The 22,122-nt window shown below is 63.7% G+C and carries 25 protein-coding genes; 7 read left to right on the top strand and 18 right to left on the bottom strand.

Annotated elements, in window-relative coordinates:
- Positions 1–387: 387 nt before the first annotated feature.
- Entirely contained in the window at positions 388–996 is a 609-nt protein-coding gene (locus M2267_RS07555) for a glutathione S-transferase family protein (RefSeq protein WP_429113681.1), read from the bottom strand.
- Positions 997–1,234: 238 nt separating this feature from the next.
- On the opposite strand from M2267_RS07555, the gene M2267_RS07550 reads away from it, so the two are divergent.
- Positions 1,235–1,531: a hypothetical protein gene (locus M2267_RS07550; protein WP_402318464.1), complete on the top strand. Its 297-nt coding sequence runs from the start codon at positions 1,235–1,237 to the stop codon at positions 1,529–1,531.
- Between the two features lie 50 nt (positions 1,532–1,581).
- Here the strand turns inward: M2267_RS07550 and M2267_RS07545 are convergent, their stop codons facing one another.
- The 6 genes from M2267_RS07545 to M2267_RS07520 form a co-directional block, all read right to left on the bottom strand.
- Positions 1,582–1,968, bottom strand: coding sequence for a type II toxin-antitoxin system death-on-curing family toxin (locus M2267_RS07545; RefSeq protein WP_429113678.1), 387 nt, complete (start codon positions 1,966–1,968; stop codon positions 1,582–1,584).
- Positions 1,965–2,264, bottom strand: coding sequence for a hypothetical protein (locus M2267_RS07540; RefSeq protein ID WP_429113676.1), 300 nt, complete (start codon positions 2,262–2,264; stop codon positions 1,965–1,967). Before M2267_RS07540 ends, M2267_RS07545 begins: the two co-directional genes overlap by 4 nt.
- Positions 2,265–2,319: 55 nt before the next feature.
- Complete coding sequence (locus M2267_RS07535; protein WP_429113674.1) at positions 2,320–3,360, bottom strand: ABC transporter ATP-binding protein; 1,041 nt, start codon at positions 3,358–3,360, stop codon at positions 2,320–2,322.
- On the bottom strand, positions 3,348–5,054 hold the full coding sequence (locus M2267_RS07530; protein ID WP_429113673.1) for an ABC transporter permease: 1,707 nt from the start codon (positions 5,052–5,054) through the stop codon (positions 3,348–3,350). The genes M2267_RS07535 and M2267_RS07530 overlap by 13 nt, the downstream gene beginning before the upstream one ends.
- Positions 5,055–5,128: 74 nt before the next feature.
- A complete protein-coding gene (locus tag M2267_RS07525; RefSeq protein WP_429113670.1) occupies positions 5,129–6,109 on the bottom strand; it encodes an ABC transporter substrate-binding protein in 981 nt (326 codons plus the stop codon).
- A gap of 138 nt (positions 6,110–6,247) precedes the next feature.
- The gene (locus M2267_RS07520; RefSeq protein ID WP_429113668.1) at positions 6,248–7,174 is read right to left on the bottom strand and encodes a peptidoglycan-binding domain-containing protein; all 927 of its coding nucleotides are present in this window, start codon (positions 7,172–7,174) and stop codon (positions 6,248–6,250) included.
- A 236-nt stretch (positions 7,175–7,410) separates the two neighbouring features.
- On the opposite strand from M2267_RS07520, the gene M2267_RS07515 reads away from it, so the two are divergent.
- Both M2267_RS07515 and M2267_RS07510 read left to right on the top strand, forming a co-directional pair.
- Positions 7,411–7,881, top strand: a complete 471-nt coding sequence (locus M2267_RS07515) for a carboxymuconolactone decarboxylase family protein (protein ID WP_429113667.1) — start codon at positions 7,411–7,413, stop codon at positions 7,879–7,881.
- The gene (locus tag M2267_RS07510; RefSeq protein ID WP_429113665.1) at positions 7,881–8,738 is read left to right on the top strand and encodes a sigma-70 family RNA polymerase sigma factor; all 858 of its coding nucleotides are present in this window, start codon (positions 7,881–7,883) and stop codon (positions 8,736–8,738) included. The genes M2267_RS07515 and M2267_RS07510 overlap by 1 nt, the downstream gene beginning before the upstream one ends.
- Positions 8,739–8,913: 175 nt before the next feature.
- Here M2267_RS07510 and M2267_RS07505 read toward each other — a convergent pair whose 3' ends face one another.
- Positions 8,914–9,336 (bottom strand): RidA family protein, encoded by a 423-nt coding sequence (locus M2267_RS07505; protein WP_205238481.1) that lies wholly within the window; start codon positions 9,334–9,336, stop codon positions 8,914–8,916.
- 169 nt (positions 9,337–9,505) lie between these two features.
- On the opposite strand from M2267_RS07505, the gene M2267_RS07500 reads away from it, so the two are divergent.
- Together M2267_RS07500 and M2267_RS07495 are read left to right on the top strand one after the other, a co-directional pair.
- On the top strand, positions 9,506–10,102 hold the full coding sequence (locus M2267_RS07500; protein WP_429113663.1) for a TetR/AcrR family transcriptional regulator: 597 nt from the start codon (positions 9,506–9,508) through the stop codon (positions 10,100–10,102).
- Between the two features lie 102 nt (positions 10,103–10,204).
- Positions 10,205–10,540: a hypothetical protein gene (locus M2267_RS07495; protein ID WP_429113660.1), complete on the top strand. Its 336-nt coding sequence runs from the start codon at positions 10,205–10,207 to the stop codon at positions 10,538–10,540.
- Between the two features lie 12 nt (positions 10,541–10,552).
- Here the strand turns inward: M2267_RS07495 and M2267_RS07490 are convergent, their stop codons facing one another.
- From M2267_RS07490 to M2267_RS07475, 4 genes are all read right to left on the bottom strand, one after another.
- Positions 10,553–12,478, bottom strand: coding sequence for an adenylate/guanylate cyclase domain-containing protein (locus M2267_RS07490; RefSeq protein WP_429113658.1), 1,926 nt, complete (start codon positions 12,476–12,478; stop codon positions 10,553–10,555).
- A gap of 146 nt (positions 12,479–12,624) precedes the next feature.
- Complete coding sequence (locus M2267_RS07485) at positions 12,625–13,230, bottom strand: deaminase (RefSeq protein WP_429113657.1); 606 nt, start codon at positions 13,228–13,230, stop codon at positions 12,625–12,627.
- A 29-nt stretch (positions 13,231–13,259) separates the two neighbouring features.
- The gene (locus tag M2267_RS07480; RefSeq protein ID WP_429113656.1) at positions 13,260–13,511 is read right to left on the bottom strand and encodes a hypothetical protein; all 252 of its coding nucleotides are present in this window, start codon (positions 13,509–13,511) and stop codon (positions 13,260–13,262) included.
- An 18-nt stretch (positions 13,512–13,529) separates the two neighbouring features.
- Entirely contained in the window at positions 13,530–15,002 is a 1,473-nt protein-coding gene (locus M2267_RS07475) for a nucleobase:cation symporter-2 family protein (protein ID WP_429113653.1), read from the bottom strand.
- A gap of 376 nt (positions 15,003–15,378) precedes the next feature.
- Between M2267_RS07475 and M2267_RS07470 the strand changes: the two genes are divergently transcribed.
- Positions 15,379–15,669, top strand: coding sequence for a hypothetical protein (locus M2267_RS07470; protein WP_371258892.1), 291 nt, complete (start codon positions 15,379–15,381; stop codon positions 15,667–15,669).
- A 45-nt stretch (positions 15,670–15,714) separates the two neighbouring features.
- Here M2267_RS07470 and M2267_RS07465 read toward each other — a convergent pair whose 3' ends face one another.
- Both M2267_RS07465 and M2267_RS07460 read right to left on the bottom strand, forming a co-directional pair.
- Positions 15,715–16,620, bottom strand: coding sequence for a hypothetical protein (locus M2267_RS07465; protein WP_429113652.1), 906 nt, complete (start codon positions 16,618–16,620; stop codon positions 15,715–15,717).
- A 195-nt stretch (positions 16,621–16,815) separates the two neighbouring features.
- The gene (locus tag M2267_RS07460; protein ID WP_429113650.1) at positions 16,816–17,454 is read right to left on the bottom strand and encodes a glutathione S-transferase family protein; all 639 of its coding nucleotides are present in this window, start codon (positions 17,452–17,454) and stop codon (positions 16,816–16,818) included.
- 287 nt (positions 17,455–17,741) lie between these two features.
- Here M2267_RS07460 and M2267_RS07455 point away from each other — a divergent pair, with 287 nt between their 5' ends.
- The gene (locus tag M2267_RS07455; protein WP_429113649.1) at positions 17,742–18,755 is read left to right on the top strand and encodes an aldo/keto reductase; all 1,014 of its coding nucleotides are present in this window, start codon (positions 17,742–17,744) and stop codon (positions 18,753–18,755) included.
- A 124-nt stretch (positions 18,756–18,879) separates the two neighbouring features.
- Here M2267_RS07455 and M2267_RS07450 read toward each other — a convergent pair whose 3' ends face one another.
- From M2267_RS07450 to M2267_RS07435, 4 genes are all read right to left on the bottom strand, one after another.
- Positions 18,880–19,752, bottom strand: a complete 873-nt coding sequence (locus M2267_RS07450; protein ID WP_429113647.1) for an NAD(P)H-binding protein — start codon at positions 19,750–19,752, stop codon at positions 18,880–18,882.
- Between the two features lie 87 nt (positions 19,753–19,839).
- Positions 19,840–20,700 carry a helix-turn-helix transcriptional regulator gene (locus tag M2267_RS07445; RefSeq protein WP_429113645.1) on the bottom strand — a complete coding sequence of 287 codons (861 nt, stop codon included), beginning with the start codon at positions 20,698–20,700 and terminating at the stop codon, positions 19,840–19,842.
- Between the two features lie 107 nt (positions 20,701–20,807).
- On the bottom strand, positions 20,808–21,749 hold the full coding sequence (locus M2267_RS07440) for an HlyD family secretion protein (protein ID WP_043619589.1): 942 nt from the start codon (positions 21,747–21,749) through the stop codon (positions 20,808–20,810).
- Positions 21,746–22,033, bottom strand: coding sequence for a DUF3302 domain-containing protein (locus tag M2267_RS07435; RefSeq protein ID WP_429113643.1), 288 nt, complete (start codon positions 22,031–22,033; stop codon positions 21,746–21,748). Before M2267_RS07435 ends, M2267_RS07440 begins: the two co-directional genes overlap by 4 nt.
- Between the last annotated feature and the right edge of the window lie 89 nt (positions 22,034–22,122).

Here is a 22,122-nt window from a genome sequence, read left to right as displayed (position 1 = left end):
TGAAAAAAGCCATGGAGAAGGCAAGCAAAAAGGGCGACGCGCCTATCCACATATGAATTTTAGCGGGGGCGCAGAGGCGGGAAATCGGCCATCACGCTTCGTCGAAGGAATGGCCAAATCCACCTAATAATCAATCTCCTAGCCCGCGCCTGCCCCTCACCCTAACCCTCTCCCCGCAGGCGGGGAGAGGGGACGAGGACGACGGCCGCTTCCAAAGCAGAAGCGGCCGGCAACAAGTGCGGCGGTCAATATTGGCCGAGGTGGAGCGAGCGGCCGCCACAGGTCTCCTTCTCCCCGTGACAACGGGGAGAAGGTCCCGGCAGGGGGATGAGGGGCCGGTCTCAGCGTCTGCGGGCGGCGCCGAAATACCCTCCCCCAGTCGCAGCCCTAAGCCTCGAAACTCGGCCGCGAGCGCACCCGCTCCAGCCAGCGCTGGACGTTCTTGGCCGATGTCGGGATCTCCAGGTCGAAGACGTCGCAGAGCCAGGCGGTGACGCCGGCGGTGATGTCGGCGATCGAGAATTCGTCGCCGGCAAGATACGGCCGGCCATCGGAAAGCTCGTCGTCGAGCCAGCCCCATTTCTTCGGCACCGCCGCACGCTCGGTCTCGGCAAAGGCCGGAAACTGCGTCAGCCGTTCGGCAAAGAAGGCATCCGAATGCAGCGCCACATTGCCGACGGTGCCGAGGATGACCAGTTCGGCGCGACGGTTCCACATCTCGATCTTGGCGCGGCTGACGGCATCATGGCCGAAGAGCTGCGGCTCGCGCTTGGTCTCTTCGAGATAACGGCAGATCGCGACGCTCTCGGTAATAATCGTGCCATCGTCGAGCTCCAGCACCGGGATCTGGCCGAGCGAATTGACCGCCAGGAACTCCGGCGCCTTGTGCTCACCCTTGGCGAAATCGACATCCACCATCGGCAGCGAAATCCCCTTCTCCGCCATGAAGATGCGCACGCGATACGAATTCGGTCCCATGCCCTGATAAAGCTTCATCCTATCCTCCTGTCGATGAGGCGACCGCCCCGTTCCTCCTGATCCGCGTTTAAGCGGGATACTGATTGCTTATAACAACCGGTTTCATTTAACTCAACGGTTTATTTCAAGGTGCGATGAATTTTGTGGACAGGCGCGGCAAATGGCGGAATCCCGTCAGTCGTCACAGGCGACCGAGCCCAGCCACTTGAAGCGGTCAGGGCGTCATGCTTCCTTCACTTGAAAACAGGAGCTTGCCATGTTTGTCCGATCCGCCGTCGCCTGCCTCGCCCTCCTCCTTGCCGCTGGTCAGGCCACGGCCGCCCTTGCACCGAATTTTCAGCGGGCCCGCGAGCTGAACGCGGTCATCAACGCGGTCGCCGTCGCCGTACCCAAGCACCCGATCGACAAGGTCATCAGCCAGGGCCGCGACCGTTATGCCGTCGTCGCCGGCAAATGCACGGTCATCGCAAGGATCGTCGGCCTACCGGCAAAGCCGGGCGTCGTCGGCCCGCGCCAGTTCGAGGTCGAACTCGACAAGCCCGATTGCGAGTGAGCTCACACGGCTGCAGAATTACGGGCGAAAGTCGGTATCTGAAGACGGTATCAGGCGCCCGATGGCAGGAGGTGATCGTCCACCCATCCCGCAAGCTCCGCCTCTCCCATTTTGCCATCGGCAACGGACCAGATGACGTCACGCACATCCCTCTGGCTGGCATCGAGCCTGTAGCCCAGGATCCCCAACTGCATCGCAAGCGCAAAGAGCGCGGCGCGCTTGTTGCCATCGGTAAAGCCGTGTGCCTTGGCTATCCCGACGCACACCGCGGCCGCTAGCCTGCCGATCGTGACGCCATCCTCGTAGAGCGCAATGTTGACAGGACGCGCAATCGCGCCACGAATTGCGCCTTCATCCCGGATACCGGGCAAACCTCCGTGCCGCTTGATGGTCAGGTCGTGGGCCTGTACCAAAGCATCGAAGGATATTGGCTTCATTTGGCAAGTTCGGAGAGCGTCCAATCAAAGCGGGCGAAGATATCCTCCGCCGCCTTCATCGAGACGTCGTAGGTTTCATCGGCGCTGGCTGCCAAAGGCGGTTGATCCTGTTTTACGACAACCGTTTGCGCTCGCAGGTTCGAGGCAGATCGCGAAGATCCGACTACGGATCGAGAAATCACTTCACTATTGTACTTCAAGATCTCGTGAAAAATGCCGTCCTTGTCGCGGTAAAGCTCACGCTTGTTCGCGGCATCAGCAACTCTTCCCGTTGTCTTCCTGACATTCTTGGCCATAGCTACGATATAGCATTTGGAAGTGGCGTTTCCAAGGAGGCGCTACCGCCTCCTCTCAAAGCCGCCATCCCTGGCTCATCACGAAGCGCGCCGTGTCTCCCGGCACGATCGCCCTGTCACCAAAGGCTTTCAACGACTGGCCATCCGGCAAAGCCAAGGTCAGGGCAAAACGCTCGCCCTCAAAGACGCAGGAGACGACGCGGAGCGCCATGCCCTCGCCGTCGTGGCGTACATGTTCCGGGCGCACGAGGACGTCACGAACGGCGCCGTCGCCCGCGCCTTCCATGCCGACGCTGGCAAGCGCTGACCGCAGCAGCGGCCATTCCAGCGACCGCGGCGCGCCCTCGGGCACGGCGAGCCTGAGTAGCGAGCCGCGACCGATCAGGCCGCCGACGACGGCGCCTTCGGGTCTTGCGTAGATCTCGGCCGGCGGCGCCATCTGCATCAGCCGCCCCTCGGACATCACGGCGACATCGGTCGCAAGCGCCATCGCTTCCGCCTGATCGTGCGTCACATAGATCATCGTTGCGCCCGAGCGCTCGTGGAAGATACGGAAGGTCTCCTCCATCGACTTGCGCAAATGCTGGTCGAGATTGGCAAGCGGTTCGTCGAGCAGCACCACATCGGGCGACGTCACCAGGCAGCGGGCGAGCGCCACGCGCTGGCGCTGGCCGCCGGAAAGCGCCGCCGGCCGGCGATGGGCATAGTCTGTCAGCTTCACCAGCGCCAGCGCGTCGGCGACGCTCCTTTGCCACGCCGGACCCGAGATGCCCCGCACCTTCAGGGGATAGCCGACGTTTTCCGCCACCGTCATGTGCGGCCAGAGCGCATAGGACTGGAACACCATCGCCATGTTGCGCCGCTCCGGCGGCAGCGCCCGCGCGGCATCCGAAAGCCGCCTTTCGCCGAAATCGATCGAGCCGTCGGTCGGCTGCTCGAAACCGGCGATCATCCTGAGCACCGTCGTCTTGCCGCAGCCGGACGGCCCGAGCAGCGCCAGGAAGCCGCCCTCCCGCACCGTCAGCGACACATCAGACACCGCCGGCCGGCCGCCGCCGAAATCCTTGGTGAGGTGGTTGAGGATCAATTGCGCCATGGCAGCACGCCTTCCGGGAGATAGTTTGCGAGCGCCTCGAGCGCGGCCATCAGCACGACGACCATGACGACCACCAGCACCGAAAGGGCTGCGGCCAGGTCCGACGAGCCGCTGTCGTCGAGATTGAAGATGGCGACGCCGAGCGTCTGGGTGCCGGCCGACCAGAGCAGCGCCGAGACCGTCAGCTCGTTGGCGGCAATCAGGAAGACAAGGATGATCGCAGCCCCCGCCGCCGGCGCCACCAAGGGCAGGATCACATCGCGCATCCGCCTGAAGAAACCGGCACCCGCGAGACGCGCCGCCTCTTCCAGCGACGGGTCCATCTGCAGGAAGGCGCTCATCACAGGCTTGAGGCTGACCGCCAGGAACGAGGAGAAATAGGCAATCAGGATGATCCAGATGGTGCCGTAGAGCGAGACCTTGAGGATCGGCAAAGGTGCGGCAAAGGTGAGGATGAAGGCGACCGCAAGCACGATGCCCGGCAGCGCATAGGGGATCTCGATCAGGATGCCGAGCGTGTTCGCCAGCCATCCCTTGCGCCGGGTCATGAGATAGGCCGCAGGCACCGAGACCGCAAGCAGGCCGAGTGCTGCACTGATGGCAAGGAACGTGGAATTGCCGAGCGCCTTCAGCGTCATCGACTGGCGAAAGAGGATTTCTTCGTAAGCGCGTAGCGACACGGTCTGAAGGTTGAGCGGCACGCCATAGGCCGGCACCAGCGAGCTCGCCACAAGCGCGGCGAGCGGCGCCACCAGCACGAGAAGCAGGATCGCCACGAGGACAAGTTCGACGACCAGGCGGAAGCGGCCGAGCGAAAAGGCGGCATTCGCGCCCGAGAGGCCGATGATGCGGTAGTCCCGGCCGACAAGCGCCTTCTGCTGCAGCATCAAGCCGGCCGCGGCGATGACGGCGATGAGGCTGGAGAGCAACGCGATCTCGCCGAAGGTGCCGGCGCCGAAGCTTGCAAGCCGCGTATAGATCAGCGTCGGCAGCACCTCGATCCCTGCGGGAATGCCGAGGATTGCCGGAATGCCGAAATTGCCGACGCCGGAAACGAAGGCGATCGCGGCTCCGGCAATCAACCCCGGCAGCGACAGCGGCGCGACGATGTCGCGAAAGACACGGAATGGCGTGGCGCCGGCAAGCCGTGCCGCCTCCACTCCGTCGCGCGGCGAGGCCGATAGGCCCGCTTTCAGCGCCAGGAAGACGAGCGGCGCGTGCTGGACGCCGAGAAGCAGCGAGATGCCAGCCAGCGAATAGAGCGGTTGCGGGCTGCCGAGCGGCGGCGCGATGCCGAGCGTCTTTAACAGCGGGCTCGCCGGCCCGGTCATTTCCACCCAGGCAAGGGCCGTCACCTGCGGCGGGATCATCATCGGCAGCATGAAGGCGAAGCTGAGCGTAAGCTTGCCGCGCACATCCGTCAGCGCCACCGAGAACGCAAAGAGCGCGCCGGTGACGACGGAGACGACCATGCCGCCGGTCGCCGTAATCAGCGTGTTGCGGATCGCCGCAAAGGTCGCGGGCTCCGTGAGCACCCCGATGGACCGCCCGGAGACGAGCCCGGAAAAACCGGCCTTCGCCAGGCTGAAGAGCGGCAGCAGGCAGAGAAGAAACAGGCAGGCGAGAACGAAGGGCGCCAGCCAGCGCGGCTCGGCAGCGGGGCTGGCGCCTGCCCGTAGCTTGGGTGCACCCATCGTCCGGCCTTGAATGGGAAAGCGCAGCCAGCGGGGCCGGCTGCCAGCATCGTTACGTTTCAGCATTGAACCGATCAGTTCGTGCCGAAGATGCCGGAGAAGGTTTTCAGATCCGCGTCGGAATTCTTCACGGCTTCAGCCGCATTGACCGGCAGCACCTTGATCGTCTCGCGCGCCGGGTAGCCCGCAGGCAATGCCACGCCGTTGCGAGCCGGGATATAGCCCATCTTCACCGCCGTCTTCTGGCCTTCCTCGGACAGGAGGAAATCGACGAACTTCTTGGAAGCCTCGACGTTCTTGGCGGTCTTCAGGATGCCGACCGGCTCGGTCACGGCAGACACGCCCTCGGCCGGGAAGACGAATTCCACCGGGGCGCCCTTGGCCTTCTCGCGGATCGCCATGAAATCGACGAGCATGCCATAGGCCTTCTCACCGGTCGCAACCGCCTTCAAGACGCCGCCATTGCCGCCGGCAGCCGTGGCGCCGTTTGCGGCGAGCGCCTTGTAGTAGTCCCAGCCGAGGCCATCGATGCCGGTCAGGGTCTGCGCGTGGATGAGAGCGGCACCCGAGGTCAGCGGGCTCGGCATGGTGACGAGGCCCTTGGCCTCCGGCTTGCTGAGATCCTGCCAGCCCTGGGGCTTGATCGCGGCCGAGGTGTTGTAGACGATGCCGGTCGTGATCATCTTGGTCGAGTAATAGGCGCCGTCGGCATCATAGAGCGAAGCGTCGTAGTTCGCCGCTTCCGGCGACTTGTAGTCGGCGAGATGGCCGGCTTCCTTCAGCCGCTGCATGGTCACGGTGTCGGCGATCAAGAGCACGTCGGCGACCGGATTGCCGGCCTCGATCTCGGCCATCAGCTTGGCCATGATCTTGGTCGTGCCCTCGCGCACCCATTCCACTTCGATGCCCGGATTGGCCGCCTGGAACGCGTCGACCGTCGCCTGCGCATCCTCGTTCGGCTGGCTGGTATAGAGCACCAGGCTTTCGGCATAGGCCGCGGTCGAAAGCAGGCCTGCGACAACAGCGCCGGCAAGGACGGAGACAAACGATTTCATGGATATACCCTCGTGTTGAAACTGGCGCCGAGGGATAGGGCCACCCTTTTACAGGGGTATGACAGAACCGGGGGAAGCGTAGTCGGCGATCCCCGATGCGTCTCGCGCAAATATGCGCGGCGGATTCACGCGACGGACCTAACGTGGCCCGGTCGACATCTGGCTGCGGTGGCGCACATAGGCATTGGCCAGCGTATAGAGAAACTCGCGGTCGCTGTAGTGCGCATAGTCGTCCAGCCTGTAGACCCGCGCGAAGTTTCGGGCGGCGACCTCGAACTCCGGTCCGAACGCATTGTCGACATCGCCGAAATAAAAGCCGATGGCCTTCAGGTATTTCTGGATAAGGCGAAGGTCGCCCTCCTCCGACTGGAGGGTCAGCTTGTTGAACTCGTTGGTGGTGAAGATCGACAGATCGTCATTGGTGTTGCGGTACTCGAAGGTCACGACATAGCCGAGGTTTTCCGCAGCGATGAAGGCGTGCATCGCCTTCAGGATGACGTTGTAATCGACCGGCCTCCCGCTCAACGGCGCCATGCCGCGGTTGAAAAACAGCATCATCGAGGCAATTCGCGACGTCATGGAAAAAGGACTGCTCGGCGAGTAGCCCAGCACCTCGAAGACGCAGCCGTCGGCCTCATAGTCCTCGGCCGGATCAAGCACCCGGCGCAGGTACTCGTCGTCGACCCCGGTGATCCGGTTGTCCTCGCCATAGTGAAGCCGCCCCTTGATGTACTCGCCCTTTTTGCCGGAAGCCTGCCCCGCCTCGACGGCCAGTTCGCGAATGGCCATGCCGAGCCGGCCCATCAGCATCGTCGCGATCACAGCCTCCACGGCGGCCTTCTCCATGCCGTTTCTGGGAATGACCGCCGTGCCGTGGCCGACATAGGCATCGAGCGCGCCGAAGGTCGCTCCGAATTCCCCCTGCAGCTGGCCGTACCAGTTGGGCAAAAGCGCCTTCAGCGCAAAGCTTCGCCGCTCCAGCTTCCGCCACAGCGCCGCAAAGTCGTTGATGGTGATCTCGAAGACGTACGGAATATCGAGTGCGGCATTGAATTCGTCTGCCATTGAGTACCTCCCGAAGCACTCGGCACCGCCACCTGAAATAGAGTGGTCCCCCCAGCCTACACTCACATATCGACCGAGGGCGTCATAGTCATCCATAGGGGTTAGTGCGGTGCGGCATAGGCCGGCCTCACTGAAACGATGCGCACCGAAGTTTTTTTCAGAAAAATTCGCGGCCATGTCACACCAGCCGTTGCTCGCTCGTCATGGTATCGGAACCAACGAAAGGAAACGGAACCATGACTGCCAAGCTCGACCTTTTCGCCGCCGCCCCCGCCCTGATGAAGAGCTGGACCAGCGTCTCGATGGCCGTTGCCGCGAGCCTCGACACCACCATTATCGAACTCGTGAAAATCCGCGCCTCGCAGATCAACGGCTGCGCCAACTGCATCAACATGCACACCCAGGAAGCCCGCGAAAAGGGCGAGACGGAACAGCGCATCTACCTGCTTTCCGCCTGGCGCGAAGCACCCTGCTATTCCGATCGCGAGCGCGCCGCGCTAGGCTGGACAGAATCGCTGACGCGGCTTTCGGAAGGCCACGGCCACGAAGCGGCCTATCAGGCGCTGAAGGACCATTTCACCGAGGAGGAACAGGTGAAGCTCACGCTGATGATCAACGTCATCAACGGCTGGAACCGTCTCGCCGTCGGCTTCGGCCTCTGGGTCGATCCGGCCGCCGCCAAGGCCGCCGCGCAGGCTGCCGCCTGATGGCGGACAGCGCCCATGAGGACGCAGCGGCGGTTTTCGACCCGCTGCGTCCTAAGCTCGTCCGCGTCGCCTACCGCATGCTCGGCTCGGTCGCCGATGCGGAGGACATGGTGCAGGAGGCCTTCATCCGCTGGATGGGGGCCGACCGCACGTCCGTGCGCGAGCCGGAAGCGTTCCTGCGCCGCACCGTCACGCGGCTCTGCCTCGACCAGCTGAAATCCGCGCGGCTGAAGCGCGAGACCTATGTCGGCCCCTGGCTTCCCGATCCGGTCGTCGAGGAGGAGCCGGAGGACGACGTCACCCTGCCCCTGATGCTGGCACTCGAACGGCTCTCGCCGCTGGAGCGCGCCGCCTTCCTGCTGCACGACGTCTTCGGCCAGAGTTTCGACGAGGTGGCCGCAACGATCGAGCGCGATGCCGCCGCCTGCCGCCAGTTGGCGGCCCGTGCCCGCACCCATGTGCGCGCGGAACGCCCCCGCTTTGAGATAGAGCAGCAGCGCGGCCTCGAACTTGCCAACGCCTTCTTTGCAGCCTCCCGCCATGGCGACATGAAGACGCTCGGCGCGATGCTCGCAGCCGATGTCAGCGTGCATGCCGACGGCGGCGGCAAACGCCCGGCCGCCATGCAGCCGATCCTCGGCTTCGATGCGGTGATGAAGGTGCACGAGCAACTGGCCGCCCTCTTTGCCAAGCACGGCTCGACGCTGATACGCGCCGGCTTCATCAACGGCCTGCCCGGCTTCGTCACCCGGGAAGCCGACGGCGAGCTGCAGACGACCGCGCTGGAGATCAAGGACGGCAAGGTCGCGGCGATCTATGTGGTGCGCAATCCGGACAAACTGGCGCATCTGCATTAGGCGCAAGCTGTCGCGACCTGTCGCCGCGCGTTTCAATTGTCGGAGCGCTGGCCCTCGATAGAGGCCCGCGGATCGGCACCCAAGGAGCGATCGGTCTGTTTGACAAGGCGTGCGGTGCCGGAGGGCGCCGCATCGAACGCGACGTCCCTCCAACGCTCCAAATGCCTACCAGGCGCTAAGCCGCCCGCCCCCGCTCGGCACCACCCGCTTCGGGTATCCGCGCGATCACCTTGATCTCGAAATCGAAGCCGGCGAGCCAGTTGACGCCGATGGCGGTCCAGTTCGGATAGGGCTTTTCGGAAAAGACGCGGTCCTTGACCGCCAGGATCGTTTCGAACTGGTTCTCCGGATCGGTGTGGAAGCTCGTCACGTCGACGATGTCGTCGAAGGTGGCGCCGGCCGCCTTCAGCGTCGCTTCGAGATTGTCGAAGGCGCGCTCGACCTGGCGGGCGAAGTCCGGCTCCGGCGTGCCGTCCTCGCGGCTGCCGACCTGGCCGGAAACGAACAGCAGATCGCCGGAACGGATAGCCGCGGAGTAACGGTGCTGTTCGTAGAGCGCATGCCGGCCGGCGGGAAAGATTGCGTCGCGTAGGGTCATGGGACTTGCCTTTCTGGTTTAAGGGATCGGCACGAAGGAGGACGAGCCGGATGCCGGCCTCACCTTCACAAGTGCTAACCAATTTGATATACGGTACGTATCTGAAATAGCGAAATACGACGCGTATGTCAAATCCATATACGCACCGTATCTGAAATTGAGGGCGATAATGGCCAGAAGCCGCCAGGAAACGATGGAGGAAAACCGCGCGAAGCTGATTTCGGCGGGGCGCAAGGCCTTTGCGGAAAAGGGCTATGCCGCCGCCTCGATGGATGAACTGACCGCCGATGTCGGGCTGACGCGCGGCGCGCTCTATCACAATTTCGGCGACAAGCGCGGGCTGCTGGCCGCGGTCGTCACCCAGATCGACGGCGAGATGGCCGCCCGCGCCAAGGAGATCGGCGCCGGGGCCGCAGCGGGCGACCACTGGCAGGCGATGCTTGCCGAAGGGGCCGCCTATATCGAGATGGCGCTCGATCCCGAGGTGCAGCGCATCGTGCTGCTCGATGGTCCGGCCGTGCTCGGCGATCCCTCGAAATGGCCAAGCCAGAACAGCTGCCTGCTGGCGACGAAGCGGTCGGTGCAGCACCTGCTGGACAAGGGCGTGCTGAAGCCGGTCGATGCGGAAGCGGCCGCGCGGCTGCTCAGCGGGGCTGCGCTCAACGCCGCCCTCTGGGTTGCCGCCAGCGACAATCCGAAGGACGTGCTGCCAAAGGCGATCGACGCTTTTCAGGCCCTGGCGTCCGGGTTGCTGGCGGATCGATAGAAGGCCCTCACCTTCAGATGCATTGTTTGCGGGCAATCGGGTGCTTCAGCAACTCGCCCTGGCTCGTTGCCGACAGTGCTGTTGAATGCCAAAATGCGAGTCATGAAGAATATTCAGGTTGTCGACGGCGCGGCAAACGCCACTTTCAGCGTGTTCCAGGCAACCGAGGAGGAGTACGCCGCTATCTTCCCAGATGGCCGGGACATCGAACTGGTCGAAGATCTGATCGGACGGCTTGGCGATGAAACGGCGGATCGTGTGCTCGCGCCGCTTTGGAACCGTCCCGTCCTGAAGCGCGATGCGCTCGGTATCCATGGGACGCTGTTCTACGACAATGAACACAGGCGGAGGCACATCCCGCAATCGAAGCGCGAAGTCGATTGGGATGATGGTTCTATCAACGCGGCCCAGAGGGCCCTATTCTCCCTGAGCCGATGACCCGTCGGAGGCCTATTGGTCCGTGGCGACGGGCGCTCCGGCCCTCTCCCCCGCCAGTTCCCAAAGGTCGATGCCTCCCGAGCGCCCCTTCACGTGCACCATCCCCATGGAGCGGAAGACGAAACCGTCGGCAACGGCGTCATGCACCGCCCCGCTCACCAGGATCGAGGTGTTGTACTCCTTGTTCAGCCCTTCGAGCCTGGAAGCGACGTTGATCGTGTCGCCCATGGCCGTATATTGCTGCCGCGCGATCGCGCCGAAGCTGCCGACGACCGCCGGGCCCGTATGCACGCCAAAGCGCGTGAACAGCTCCGGACGGCCGCTTCTGCGGTTGGTCTCGTTCAGACGATCGACCGCCGCCTTCATCGCGAGCGCGCAATGACAGCCATTCTCGACGTGCTGCGGATCGGCAACCGGCGCATTCCAGATGACGAAGATGCTGTCGCCGAGATACTGGATCACCGTTCCGTTGTATTGCTCGGCCACCGTGTTCAGCATCTCGAAATAGGCCGAGAGGATGTCGACGACCTCCTCCGGCGAATGCTGTTCGGAAATGGTCGTGAAGTCGCGCACGTCGGTAAAAAGTGCCGTCACTTCCTGGCGCTTGCCTCTGACAGCCGCCCCGCCCTCCGGATCGATGATCCGCCGCACCACCTCGCGCGGAACGTAAAGCGCAAACTGGACGATGGCGCGACGGCTGGCGGAAAGCGCACCGCCGAGCGTGTTGATCTCCGTGATCCAGGAATGCGGGGCGTCAGTGCCGGCAAAGTTCAGATCGCCGATCCGCCGCGCCTCGTCGGCGAGGTGATAGAGCTTGCGGCTGATCACGCGGGACAGCATGAGCGAGCCGACGACACCCGCCACCAGCAAGCCTGCGGCAATCATGAGGTTGCGCACCAGCAACCGGCTTGCCTGCGCCACCAGATCCTGCAGCGGCACGACGATCGCAACCGAGCTGCCCTTGAAGAGGCCGGAAACGCTGACGGGCGCGATCTGGACCAGATAGCGCTCGCCGCCAAATTCGGCTTCGGCCAGACCGCCGCCCTGATAGGCGGGATCCTTGCGCAGGCCGGCGACGACGTCGAGGCTCGGATCCAGGCTGCGCAAGCCGGCGCCGCCGCCACCCGACCATGCCCCGAGGATCGTGCTCATGGCGGCGGGATCGGAATGGGCGACGAGGTTGCCGTCGCTGCCGACGACATAGGACCGGGCCCGCGGCGAGATCTCCCGCGCATCGAGCAGACGGCTGATTGTCTGAAGGTGGATGTTGGTGCCGACTACGATCCCCTCGTGCCCCTTCAGCGGAGCGGCGAGCCCCAGCGTTGGAACCTTCAGCGTTCCCGTGACATAGGGCCCGACGGAAACCGGACCGCCGGTCCGCAGCGCCGCCTGATACCAGGGGCTCTGCCGCGGGTCGAATTTCGTCCGCTCGAACGGACGCTCTCCGATCTGCCTGGCTTGCCCGTCGAGGAACCGAAGGGTCGAGACGGTGCCTGCGTCCTTGTCAGGCGCGAGCAACCGGACGGCAAAGGCCGTGCCTTCCGGCGCCGCCAGACTCTGGCGAACATAATCCCGCTCCGTGTTGATCACCTGCAGGTAGGAACCGTCGGGATAACCGGCATAGACGCTCGTGGCGTTGGAAACGCTTCTGAGCACCTCCAGGAAGAATTGCTCCTTTGGCTGCAGGTCGCCTGGCGGTGCGACGGCCAGCTGCGGCACGGCAGACGCAAGCGCGACCGCCTCGTGACCGCCCTCCAGCGCATTCCTGTAGCCCTCGATCAGCCTCAGGCTCATCTCGCGCATATGCTTCTCGCCGGCAAGGATCGCCGCCTGCCGTCCCTGAGTGAACGCCATCCAGATGATCGGCGTCGCCGTGAAGATCAGCAGCGCGACGACGAGCACGCTGAGATGCACCCTGAGAGGCCTGGACCAGTTCACGCAATTCCCCCGAAACGCAACTGTATGGAAGCGAGCCTATCACCAGCTTGCACGGTCAGGAATGCGCATCTTTCAAACAAATAGGCCATCTCACTCTCGGACGGGAGAATGAGATGGCCGGTCTCGACGGGCGTCAGGGCAACGCGTCAGTTCAGCGGAATGGCGTTGCCGTCCTTGCTGTCCTGATAGACGGAGGAGAGATCGTCATATTTCGCGCGGATCGCGTCTGCGCGGGCTTTGAGTTCCTGGCGTTGCGGCTCGGGCAGAGCGTCGATCAGCGCGTGGATCGACTGGCCTTTCCAGAAGGCGTTCGTCCGGTTGTAGCCGCCGGGCTCCAGCGTGAAGACCTCCTTCAGGATCTTAAGGTCATGCGGAATGGAGAAACTATCGCGGGAATCCTCGTGGCTGAAGAAGTAGAAGAAATTGTCGAAGCCCGCCCAGGTGATCGCCGAAAGGCACATCGAGCACGGCTCATGCGTCGAGAGGAAAATGAGGTCGCGGCTGTCCGGCCGCTTCTCTCCCTCGATCTCGTAGAACCGCTTCAGCGTGTGCACTTCGCCGTGCCAGAGCGGGTTTTCCGTCTCGTTGTTGGTTTCGACGAGCACGGTCGAAAGATCGGATTTGCGCATCAGGGCGGCGCCGAAGATCTTGTTGCCGGCAGCAACGCCGGCCTCCGTCGCCGGTATGATGCCCTTCTCCATCGTGTGAAGCAGCGCGTCGAGCAGCGCGTAATTGTCGGTCTCACGTGTCATTCCCAATATCCTTTTGTTGGGTCTTTCAATCAACGCCAGGAAAAACAGGAAGCGGCTTCCTGCCCGGAATGGCGGGTTTCACAAGCAATTCCAGGAAAAGTGCGAAGCGGTTTTCCGTCCGGAATTGCGTATTTCAAAACAATCCCAGGAAAAGTGCGAAGCGGTTTTCCGTCCGGAATTGCGTATTTCAAAACAATTCCAGAAAAAGTGCGAAGCGGTTTTCCGTCCGGAATTGCGTCGTTCAAAGCAACCCCAGGGAAATCCGTCTGGGATTGCGTCATTTCAGGGGGCCTGCCGGCTCAGTGCGCCTCCGCCGCGATCAGCGGCACCTCGGTGCCCTTGGCATCGTAGAGCTTGCCGTTGAGGAAATAGTCGCCGTCGTGCAGCCTTGCGATGTCCTGGTAGCGGATCGTGCGTTCGGTTGCAGCCACAAATACCGACTGCTGGTCGGAATTGCCTGCGGTGAGGTGGTTGAAGAGCAGGTTGAGCAGGATCGCCATGACGGCCGCCGACGAGATGCCCGAATGGAAGATCGTCGCGACCCAGGCCGGGAAATGCTCGTAGAAGCCGGGTGCCGCAATCGGGATCATGCCGAAGCCGATCGAGGTCGCAACGATCACCAGGTTCATGTTGTTGTTGTACTCGACCTTGGACAGCGTGCGGATGCCGCTTGCCGCAACCGTGCCGAAGAGCACGATGCCGGCGCCGCCGAGAACCGAGGTCGGCACCGAGGCGACGACGCGACCCATGATCGGAAGCAGGCCGAGCGTCACCAGGAAAAGGCCGCCCGTTGCCACCACATAGCGGCTCTTCACGCCCGTGACCGCCACGAGGCCGACATTCTGGGCAAAGGCGCTCTGGGTGAAGGAACCGACGATCGGTGCCAGGATGCTCGACAGCATGTCGGCACGAAGGCCGTCGCCGAGCCGGCGCGAGTCCACCTTGGTCTCGACGATCTCACCGACGGCGAGAATGTCGGCGGACGTTTCCACCAAGGTCACCATGATGACGATCAGCATCGAGATGATGGCGGCGAGTTCGAAGGTCGGGTAGCCGAAATGGAAGATCTTCGGCAGCGCGAAGACCGGCCCCTCGGCCACGTGCGAGAAATCGGTCATGCCGGCCACATAGGCGATGCCGGTGCCGATCACGATCGACAGCAGGATCGAAAGCCTGGAGATCGAAGCGTTGCCGAGTTTGCTCAAGAGCAGCACGATGATCAGCGTGACCGCCGCCAGCTGGATATTGGCGGTGCTGCCGAAGTCCGGCGCCGCCTTGTTGCCGCCCATCGCCCAGAATGCCGCAACCGGCATCAGCGTCAGGCCGATGGTGGTGATGACGATGCCGGTGACGAGCGGCGGGAAGAAGCGGGTGATGCGCGAAAACACCGGCGTGATCAGAAGGCCGATCAGCGAGGCCGCGATGACGGCACCAAGGATCGCCGGAATGCCGCCATTGCCGGAAATCGCGATCATCGTGGCAACGCCCGAGAACGAGACACCCTGCACCAGCGGCAGGCGGCTGCCGAAGAACGGCACGCCGATCGTCTGCAGGATGGTGGCGAGGCCACCGGCGAAAAGCGAGGCGGTGACGAGCAGGCCGACATCGGCCGAGTTCAATCCGGCCGCCTGGCCGAGGATCAGCGGAACGGCGACGATGCCGCCATACATGGTCAAGACGTGCTGCAGCCCGTAGGCCAGATTGGCGCCGACACTCAGCCGTTCGTCTTCGGGATTTTCCGGTAGTGCATTTTCCTCTGCAATGCTTGCCAAGGGTATCTCCTCCATACCTTGTGCGATTGCCCCGTCTCCAGCGGGACAAGCAAAAAGGTAACCGAAGGAGGACAAATCTCGTCTTCCTAAAAAAGGCGAAACACCTTTCGGGTTTTGGGCGGGAATAGGTAACGGCCGTTTCGACGCCCATTCGGGCCGGTTGGCAGCGGCGTCCGAGGTCGACTTCCGACCGGGCCGCGGTACCCGAAAGCCCGGTCAAGCGGGTCCAGATAGACCCAAAGATGGTACGGCAGCAATCTTCAGCTTGGCACCGAGTTCAGCTAAAGAATTTCTCGCGAGTTCTCGCAATAACATATTCCAACAGGTTGAAAACATGAAAAAGTTTAACTTCGCCCTTCTGGCGTCGGCAGTTGTCATGTGCCTATCGACAACAGCAAAAGCCGAGGATCTCGTCTTCACGCTGAAGAACGGGACCAATTCTGTCCTGAACAATTTCTACGCCTCTCCGACCGGCGTCGACAACTGGGAAGACGACATCTTCGGCCGGCAGGCTCTTGGCCCCGGCGAAGAGATGGAAATCACCATTGCCGACGGTCGCAGCGTCTGCCGGTACGACATGCGCTTCGAGTTCCAGGGCGACGATCTCGACACGACGACCGATACGCAGGACCTCTGCGAAATGGGTTCCTACACGATCCACGAGTAATGAACGCCCGGCGGGGAGCCTCAGCGGACCCCCGCCGCATGCGCCTCAGGCGGCCTCCAACACACCGCTTGCTCGACAGGTTTCGGCAAAGGCGATCGAAACGGCGGAGAGCTTGATGGCCTGCCAATAACGGTAGTCGTGCACCAGCGCCGTCGAAATCCAGCACGCGCCGCGATTGCTCGTCTTCGCCCAGCCGATCAGCCCCGCCTCGCGCGCCAGGCCAAAGAGCCGCGCCGTATGGGTTCTGGAAATGCGGTACCGGCTCGACAAGGCATTGGGAGACACTTTTCCGATCCAGATCGGCGCAGCACTTTCGTCAGGCAGCGCCGGCGCATTCTTGATCAGGTCGTGCAGTACGCTGCTTCCGGAATCCGAACGGACGAACTTGGCGATGCTTGGTGGCGGCTTGTGCCAGTCGCGACGCGCCAGCAGCAGGCGCGCGAAACGAGGCTGCGCACCATGCAAGAGGCCGGGCTGCTGGCGCGACAGCGCATATCGGCTGCCGCCATCGATGAGATCGAGCGCGCGCAGATGAATATCGAAGTAGCGCCGGATGAGCGCCTCGCTCATCTGCGTTGCGCGAACCGCGCGCTGCCGGCCGTCTCCACGCTCCAGCGGTTCGACAAAACGGTATCTCCGCATTTCCAGCAGAAAGGCATGCACCGTGTTGCGGCTTGCGATCGCGCTCATGGTGCGGGCGAGATTGCCCGGTGAAATCGGCAGGCATGCCCTATCCTGCAGATGCTCGAAATGCATGGCCATCGTCATCTGGCTGAGCATCCAGCGCCGCAGATCCGCCACGTAGTGCACTTCCCGCGGCAAGGCGAGATGCGTTTCCAGCAGTTCGCGCGCAGCGGAATCGAGCCCCTCGCGAAAACGATCCATCCGGACCAGATCTTCGGCAGCATAGGGCGGCGACTGCGCCGCGGCGGAAACGACGGACAACGACATGATCTGGAGTTTTCGGCAGGGTCGACCGCGCGGGATGGCGGCCGACCGGAAGGAAGGTTGTAGACCCATCATACTGGGATCGCAGACGAAATCCAGCGTCCGGACACCTGCCGCCAGGCCGGGAAGCGACCCCTTCGAAGCCACCCACGACTGCCGCCGAAGGCGACCCGCGCAGGCCGGCCGACGATCCGCCCGTCAAGCCGGAAGCGGTGGCATCTCGGGCGCGGCGAGCCCGCGGAAAGGATCGCGCCAGGCCTCGATCTCGTCCAGTTGCCCGGCCCAGCGCGCAAGCGCCGGATAGTCCGCGATCGGCAGCCGCGCCGCGTCGTTGTATGGCAGGAACGTCGCCATGCGGAAATCGGCGTAGGAAATGCTATCGCCCAGCAGCCAGGCGCGGCCGGAAAGCTCCTCCTCCAACAATCGCGCCGCCCTGTGAAAGGCCCTCAACCCCTCCTCCACCATCGCCTCTTCGCAAGGGCCGATGCCGTAGCGCAGCTTGGTGCCGCGCTCCCAATGCACCATGTCGCAAGCCTTCACGAAGTTCTCCTTGCCCCAGCTGATCCAGCGGATCATCTCCGGCTCGTCGTCATCCCTTCGCCAGAAATTGGAACCCAACTCTCGGGAAAGAAAGCAGGCGATCGCATCCGCCTCCCAGAGCGCCCGACCGGGACGTTCGAGGATCGGCAGAAGCAGGTTGGGATTGAGCGGCCGATAGCGGTCCGCCTGCCCCGGCGCCAACGGCTCGGCAAATTCGAAGGCGACCTCGGCCTTCAGAAACCGCGCCGTTGCAACGGCCAGACGCGGATTAGGGTTTCGGCTGAAATAAAGCTTCATGCGGCGTCGCTCCCTGTTACACTTCATGAGGACGAACCAAGGCGGCGTTTGCCGACAGCCGGAAACAACAAAAATCGGCGATCGCGGCGAAAGTCGGCGACCGGCGATGGATAGCCGCCGATGCGGTTTCCAGCCAGCCATCTGTGAATTCGTTTCTCAATTCCTGCGAAATCCGCCTGCCTAATGCCGATCTGCAGCCCGACCTATCTCTCTGCCCGACAGCGATGCTTCACCGATCGCAGCACCGCACATCAACACCTGCCATTCAACAGCAAAGGACAGGACACATGACACTCAAGGATATTCTGCCCGGCAAGCTCGGCTTCGGCGCAGCCCCGCTCGGCAACATGTTCCGCGAAATCCCCGAACAGGAAGCGCTCGGCACCGTCGAGGCCGCCTGGAACGACGGCATCCGCTATTTCGACAACGCCCCCTTCTACGGCGCCGGCCTTGCCGAGATCCGCATGGGCGAGGCGCTCGCCGGACGCCCGCGTGACGAATACGTCATCAGCACCAAGGTCGGCCGGGTGATCCTCGACGAGATCGAGGATGTCAGCGCCCGCGACCTCGGCGAGAAGGGCGACGTCTTCCGCTACGGCCGCCCCAACAAGATCGTCAACGACTACACCCATGACGCGACGCTGCGCTCGATCGAAGACAGCCTCAAGCGCCTGAAGACGGACCGGATCGAGATCGCCTTCGTCCACGACGTCGCCCAGGATTTCTACGGCGACGAATGGCTCGACGTCTTCGAGACCGCGCGCAAGGGCGCCTTCAAAGCACTCGACAAGTTACGCGACGAGGGCGTGATTAAGGCTTGGGGGCTCGGCGTCAACCGTGTCGAGCCGATCGAACTGCTGCTGGCGCTCGAAGGCCCCCGCCCCGATGGCTTCCTGCTTGCTGGCCGCTACACGCTCCTGGACCATGACCGGGCGCTGCAGCGCGTCATGCCCGAAGTCACCAAGCGCGGCCTCGGCATCGTCGTCGGCGGCCCCTACAGCTCCGGCGCGCTCGTCGGCGGCCCGAACTTCGAATATGCCCCGGCGACGCCCGCCATCCTCGACAAGGTCGCGCGCATCAAGGCGATCGCCGACCGTCATGGCATCTCGATGAAGGCGGCCGGCCTGCAGTTCTCGCTCGCCAACCCCGCGGTCGCCGCCGTCATCCCGGGCGCCAGCCAGCCTTCCCGCATCGCCGAAGACCGCGCCGCCCTTAACGAGACCGTGCCGGCCGACTTCTGGCGGGACCTGCGCGCAGCCGGCCTCGTCAACCCGGAGGCGCCGCTGCCGGTAGCCGGCTAAGCAATTCCAGGAAAAGTGCACAGCGGTTTTCCGTGCGGAATTGCATCGTCTAGCCAAGCAATTCCAGGAAAAGTGTGAAACGGTTTTCCGCCGGAATTGCGTCAGTTCGAAGCCTTGAAACCCATCAGGCCGGCACGAAGGGCCGCAGAGCCTCGACCAATCCGGTCGTTCCGTACCGAACCTCGCCGCCCGGCTCGACGTCGATCAGATCGCCCTTGTTGTGGGCGTCGTAGAGATCGACCAGAAGCCGGGCGGTGCTTGCGCTCAAGGCCCGTTCCAGCGCCTCCTGCCACACGCCGCGCGGCACCGCCTGGGCCGTGATCGTACGCCCGAGCAACTGGCTCAAGGCCACGGCCACGTCGCTGGCGCTGTAGCGGCGCGGCCCCTCGATATGCACGATCTGCTCCGACGTTTCCGCGACCGGGCGGCGGAGCACGTCCGCAGCCATGCGCCCCACGTCTCCGGTCGAAACGGCGGCAAAGGTCCGCTCCACCGGATGATGCAGGCTCGGAAGGGCACCGGTCGCGATCGCCGCCGGGATGCTGCGCGCCCAGCCTTCCATATGCTCGGCCGATCGCAGGAAGATCTTGGGCATGTCGAGCCGGCGAAGCCGCTCCTCGAAGAGACGGAAGACGGTGGGCATGCCGATATCCTCGGGCACATGGGCGCCATAGTCGGAGATCGCCAGCACCCGTTTCGGCCGCGCCCGGGCCAGCGCCTCGGCCATGCTCTCGGTGAGCGCACGCATTTCTGCTCGGGCATCCTCGGCCTTGAGCGGCGGCGGCAGGATGATCTGCACGGCCTCGGCTTCCGCCAGAGCCGCCCCGAGCGCTGCCGTGTCACGCAAATCGGCAAAGGCGACGTCGCAGCCGATCGCCTGCAATGGACCGGCCTTTGCCGGATCACGCAGCACTGCCCGCACCGGCAGCCCCTCCGCGCGCAGGGCCGACGCCGTTGATGTCCCGACCTTTCCGGCCGCTCCGAGAATGACGAACATGATCTTTTTCCTTGCTGAAGACGGGCAAGGCATAGGGATCACGCGGAACCCGGTCGCACAGATTCCGCCAGGATTTTGCAGCTTCGGTCAGATTTCGCCGGAGCGCCGCATGATTGTGCCCGGCGTCTCGCCGAGCAACCGGCGCATGGTCGAGGCCATATGGCTTTGATGGGCAAAGCCCGCGGCGACCGCGATCTCGCTCGCCGGCAGGCTCGTCGTGGTCATCAGCGCGCGGGCAAATTCCACCCGCCGACGGATGACATATTGATGCACCGGCATGCCGGTGCTGTTGCGAAAGAGGATCTTCAGCCGCGTGGCACTCAGGCCCGCGACCGCGGAGAGATCGGCCAGATGAAGCCGCTGGTCTAGATGGGTCTCGATGTACTCGGTCAGCACCCGCAACTGCCGCGCCGAGAGCTTGGGTTCGCTGCGCCCTTGCACCCGCGCGCCGTCGGTCGCGCTTTCGATCAGCCGGACGGCAAGCGCATTGGCGAGAAGATCGACATAGAGCGGATCGGACGGCGTCTCTGCTTCAAGATCCGCCTTGATCGCCCAGCCGATCGCCTCAAGCCTGATATCGCGCACCTGCATCTGCGGCAGCAGCTCGACGCTTTCCCGCCCGAGATCCGCCGCCACGCCATCGAGCAGCGCGCGCGAGAAACTCAGCCTGAGGATCCGACAGTCCGCATCGTCCTCCCAGGAACCATCGACGCCGGCGGGCACGATGTCGATATCGCCCGGCTTCTGCACCCGTCGCATGCGCCGCCCGCCGCAGCGGCAATCGGCGTTGACCGGCGGGCCGAAATGCATTCCCAACCGATGCATGTCACCGCCAGGCACATGCACCAGCCCACGCGGAATATGGATGAAATCCGCGGCAAGCCCCTTCCACGCCCGTCCGGCGCTCGTGAACAGAACCTGCGGCGTCTGGATTGCGGAAAGTGTCATGATCTGTCGCCGTCCTGATGCCGGTTTGCGGACGCCATGCTACGTCCCAAACGGTCACCGAACAACCACGCGCAAAAACCTGCGGACGACAAAGGATCAGAACGGGATCAGAACGGATTGACGTAGTTGGTGATCGCGATCTGGCGCAAGAGCACCCGGCGGATCACATGCGCCGCCTTCACCCGCTCGGTAAAGATCGCCGCATCGCCCGTGGCGCCGGCCGGCAGCCGCGCGGCAAAGGCCTGGTCGTCGAGCTTCACCCGGACGATGAACGGCGCGGCCGAAAGCGCCTCCGGCGTCACCGCCGTGCCGGACACCCGCGCCTGCCCGGAGGCGATCGCCTGCAGCACGCTTTCGACCTTGCCGGTGTAGGTCTCGCCGGGCGCAAACTTGAAGGTCGCCTCCACCATCTGGCCGGGCTTGATGTAGCGCGCGTCGATCTGGTTGATCTCGACCCCGATGATCGTTTCCGATGTGTCGATGAAGGCCATCGCCGGCGACAGCGGCAGCGTCGTCACGCGCGCGCCCTTGCGCAGAGCAAGGTTGGTCACGTAGCCATCGGCCGGCGCCCGCACGGTCGTCTTGCCGAGGTCCCATTCGGCGCTGCTGATCTGCGCCTTCAGATTGTCGACCTCCGCCTGGCGCTGCTGCACGTCGAATTCGGTCGCCGCATCGCGCGACTGCAGCTTCGTCATCTGCGAAAGCCGGAGCTCCTGCAGCGACAACTGTGCCTGCAGCGCATCCACCTTCGCTTGGTAGGGCACGGGATCGATGCGGAAGAGCACGTCGCCGGCCTTGAGCGGAACGTTGGAAACGACCGGCACCTCCAGCACCTCGCCTGAGACATCGGGCACGATCGCGACCGAATTGCGCACCACCAGCGCCTCGCCCTGCGGCGCGCCCCAGTTCATCGGAATGAACAGGCCGACGAGCAGCAGCAGGAACACGATCGCCGGCGACACCTTCCAGAAGAGATTAAAAGTGACGATCCTGAGCTTCACCAGAAGAAAGAGGATCGCCAGATAGACGTTGAAGAGAAAGACGATCATGGCTGGCGCGCCTCGCTCGCATGAACGTCACCGGCGGGGGCAGCAGCCGGATGCGGCCCGATTGGACGCGGCACGTCCACATAGGCCCAGACGAGCGCGATCGGCCACAGCGCGAAGCCGAGGAACAGCGTCACCCAGCCGGCCACATTGACGGCCTCGCTCCAGGGATGGTTGCGGCGTCTCGCAATCGAGCCCGGCAGCATGGCGAGAAATATGAGAACCGCGACCGTGCTCACCACGAGCACGATCAGCACGATCCAGGCGAAAAGATCGATGAAGCTCATGAAGTTGCGCTCCCCTTCATGATGGGGAGGCTAGCTCCGGAGACCTCGCGCGCGGAAGTACGTAACGGTTACCATCCGCGCCGCATGGG

Origin of the sequence: Ensifer sp. KUDG1 (genome assembly GCF_050434285.1) — a bacterium.
Classification (GTDB): Bacteria; Pseudomonadota; Alphaproteobacteria; order Rhizobiales; family Rhizobiaceae; genus Ensifer.
The sequence above is the reverse complement of the archived record's forward strand: the minus strand, read 5'-3'. Positions and strand labels throughout refer to the sequence as shown.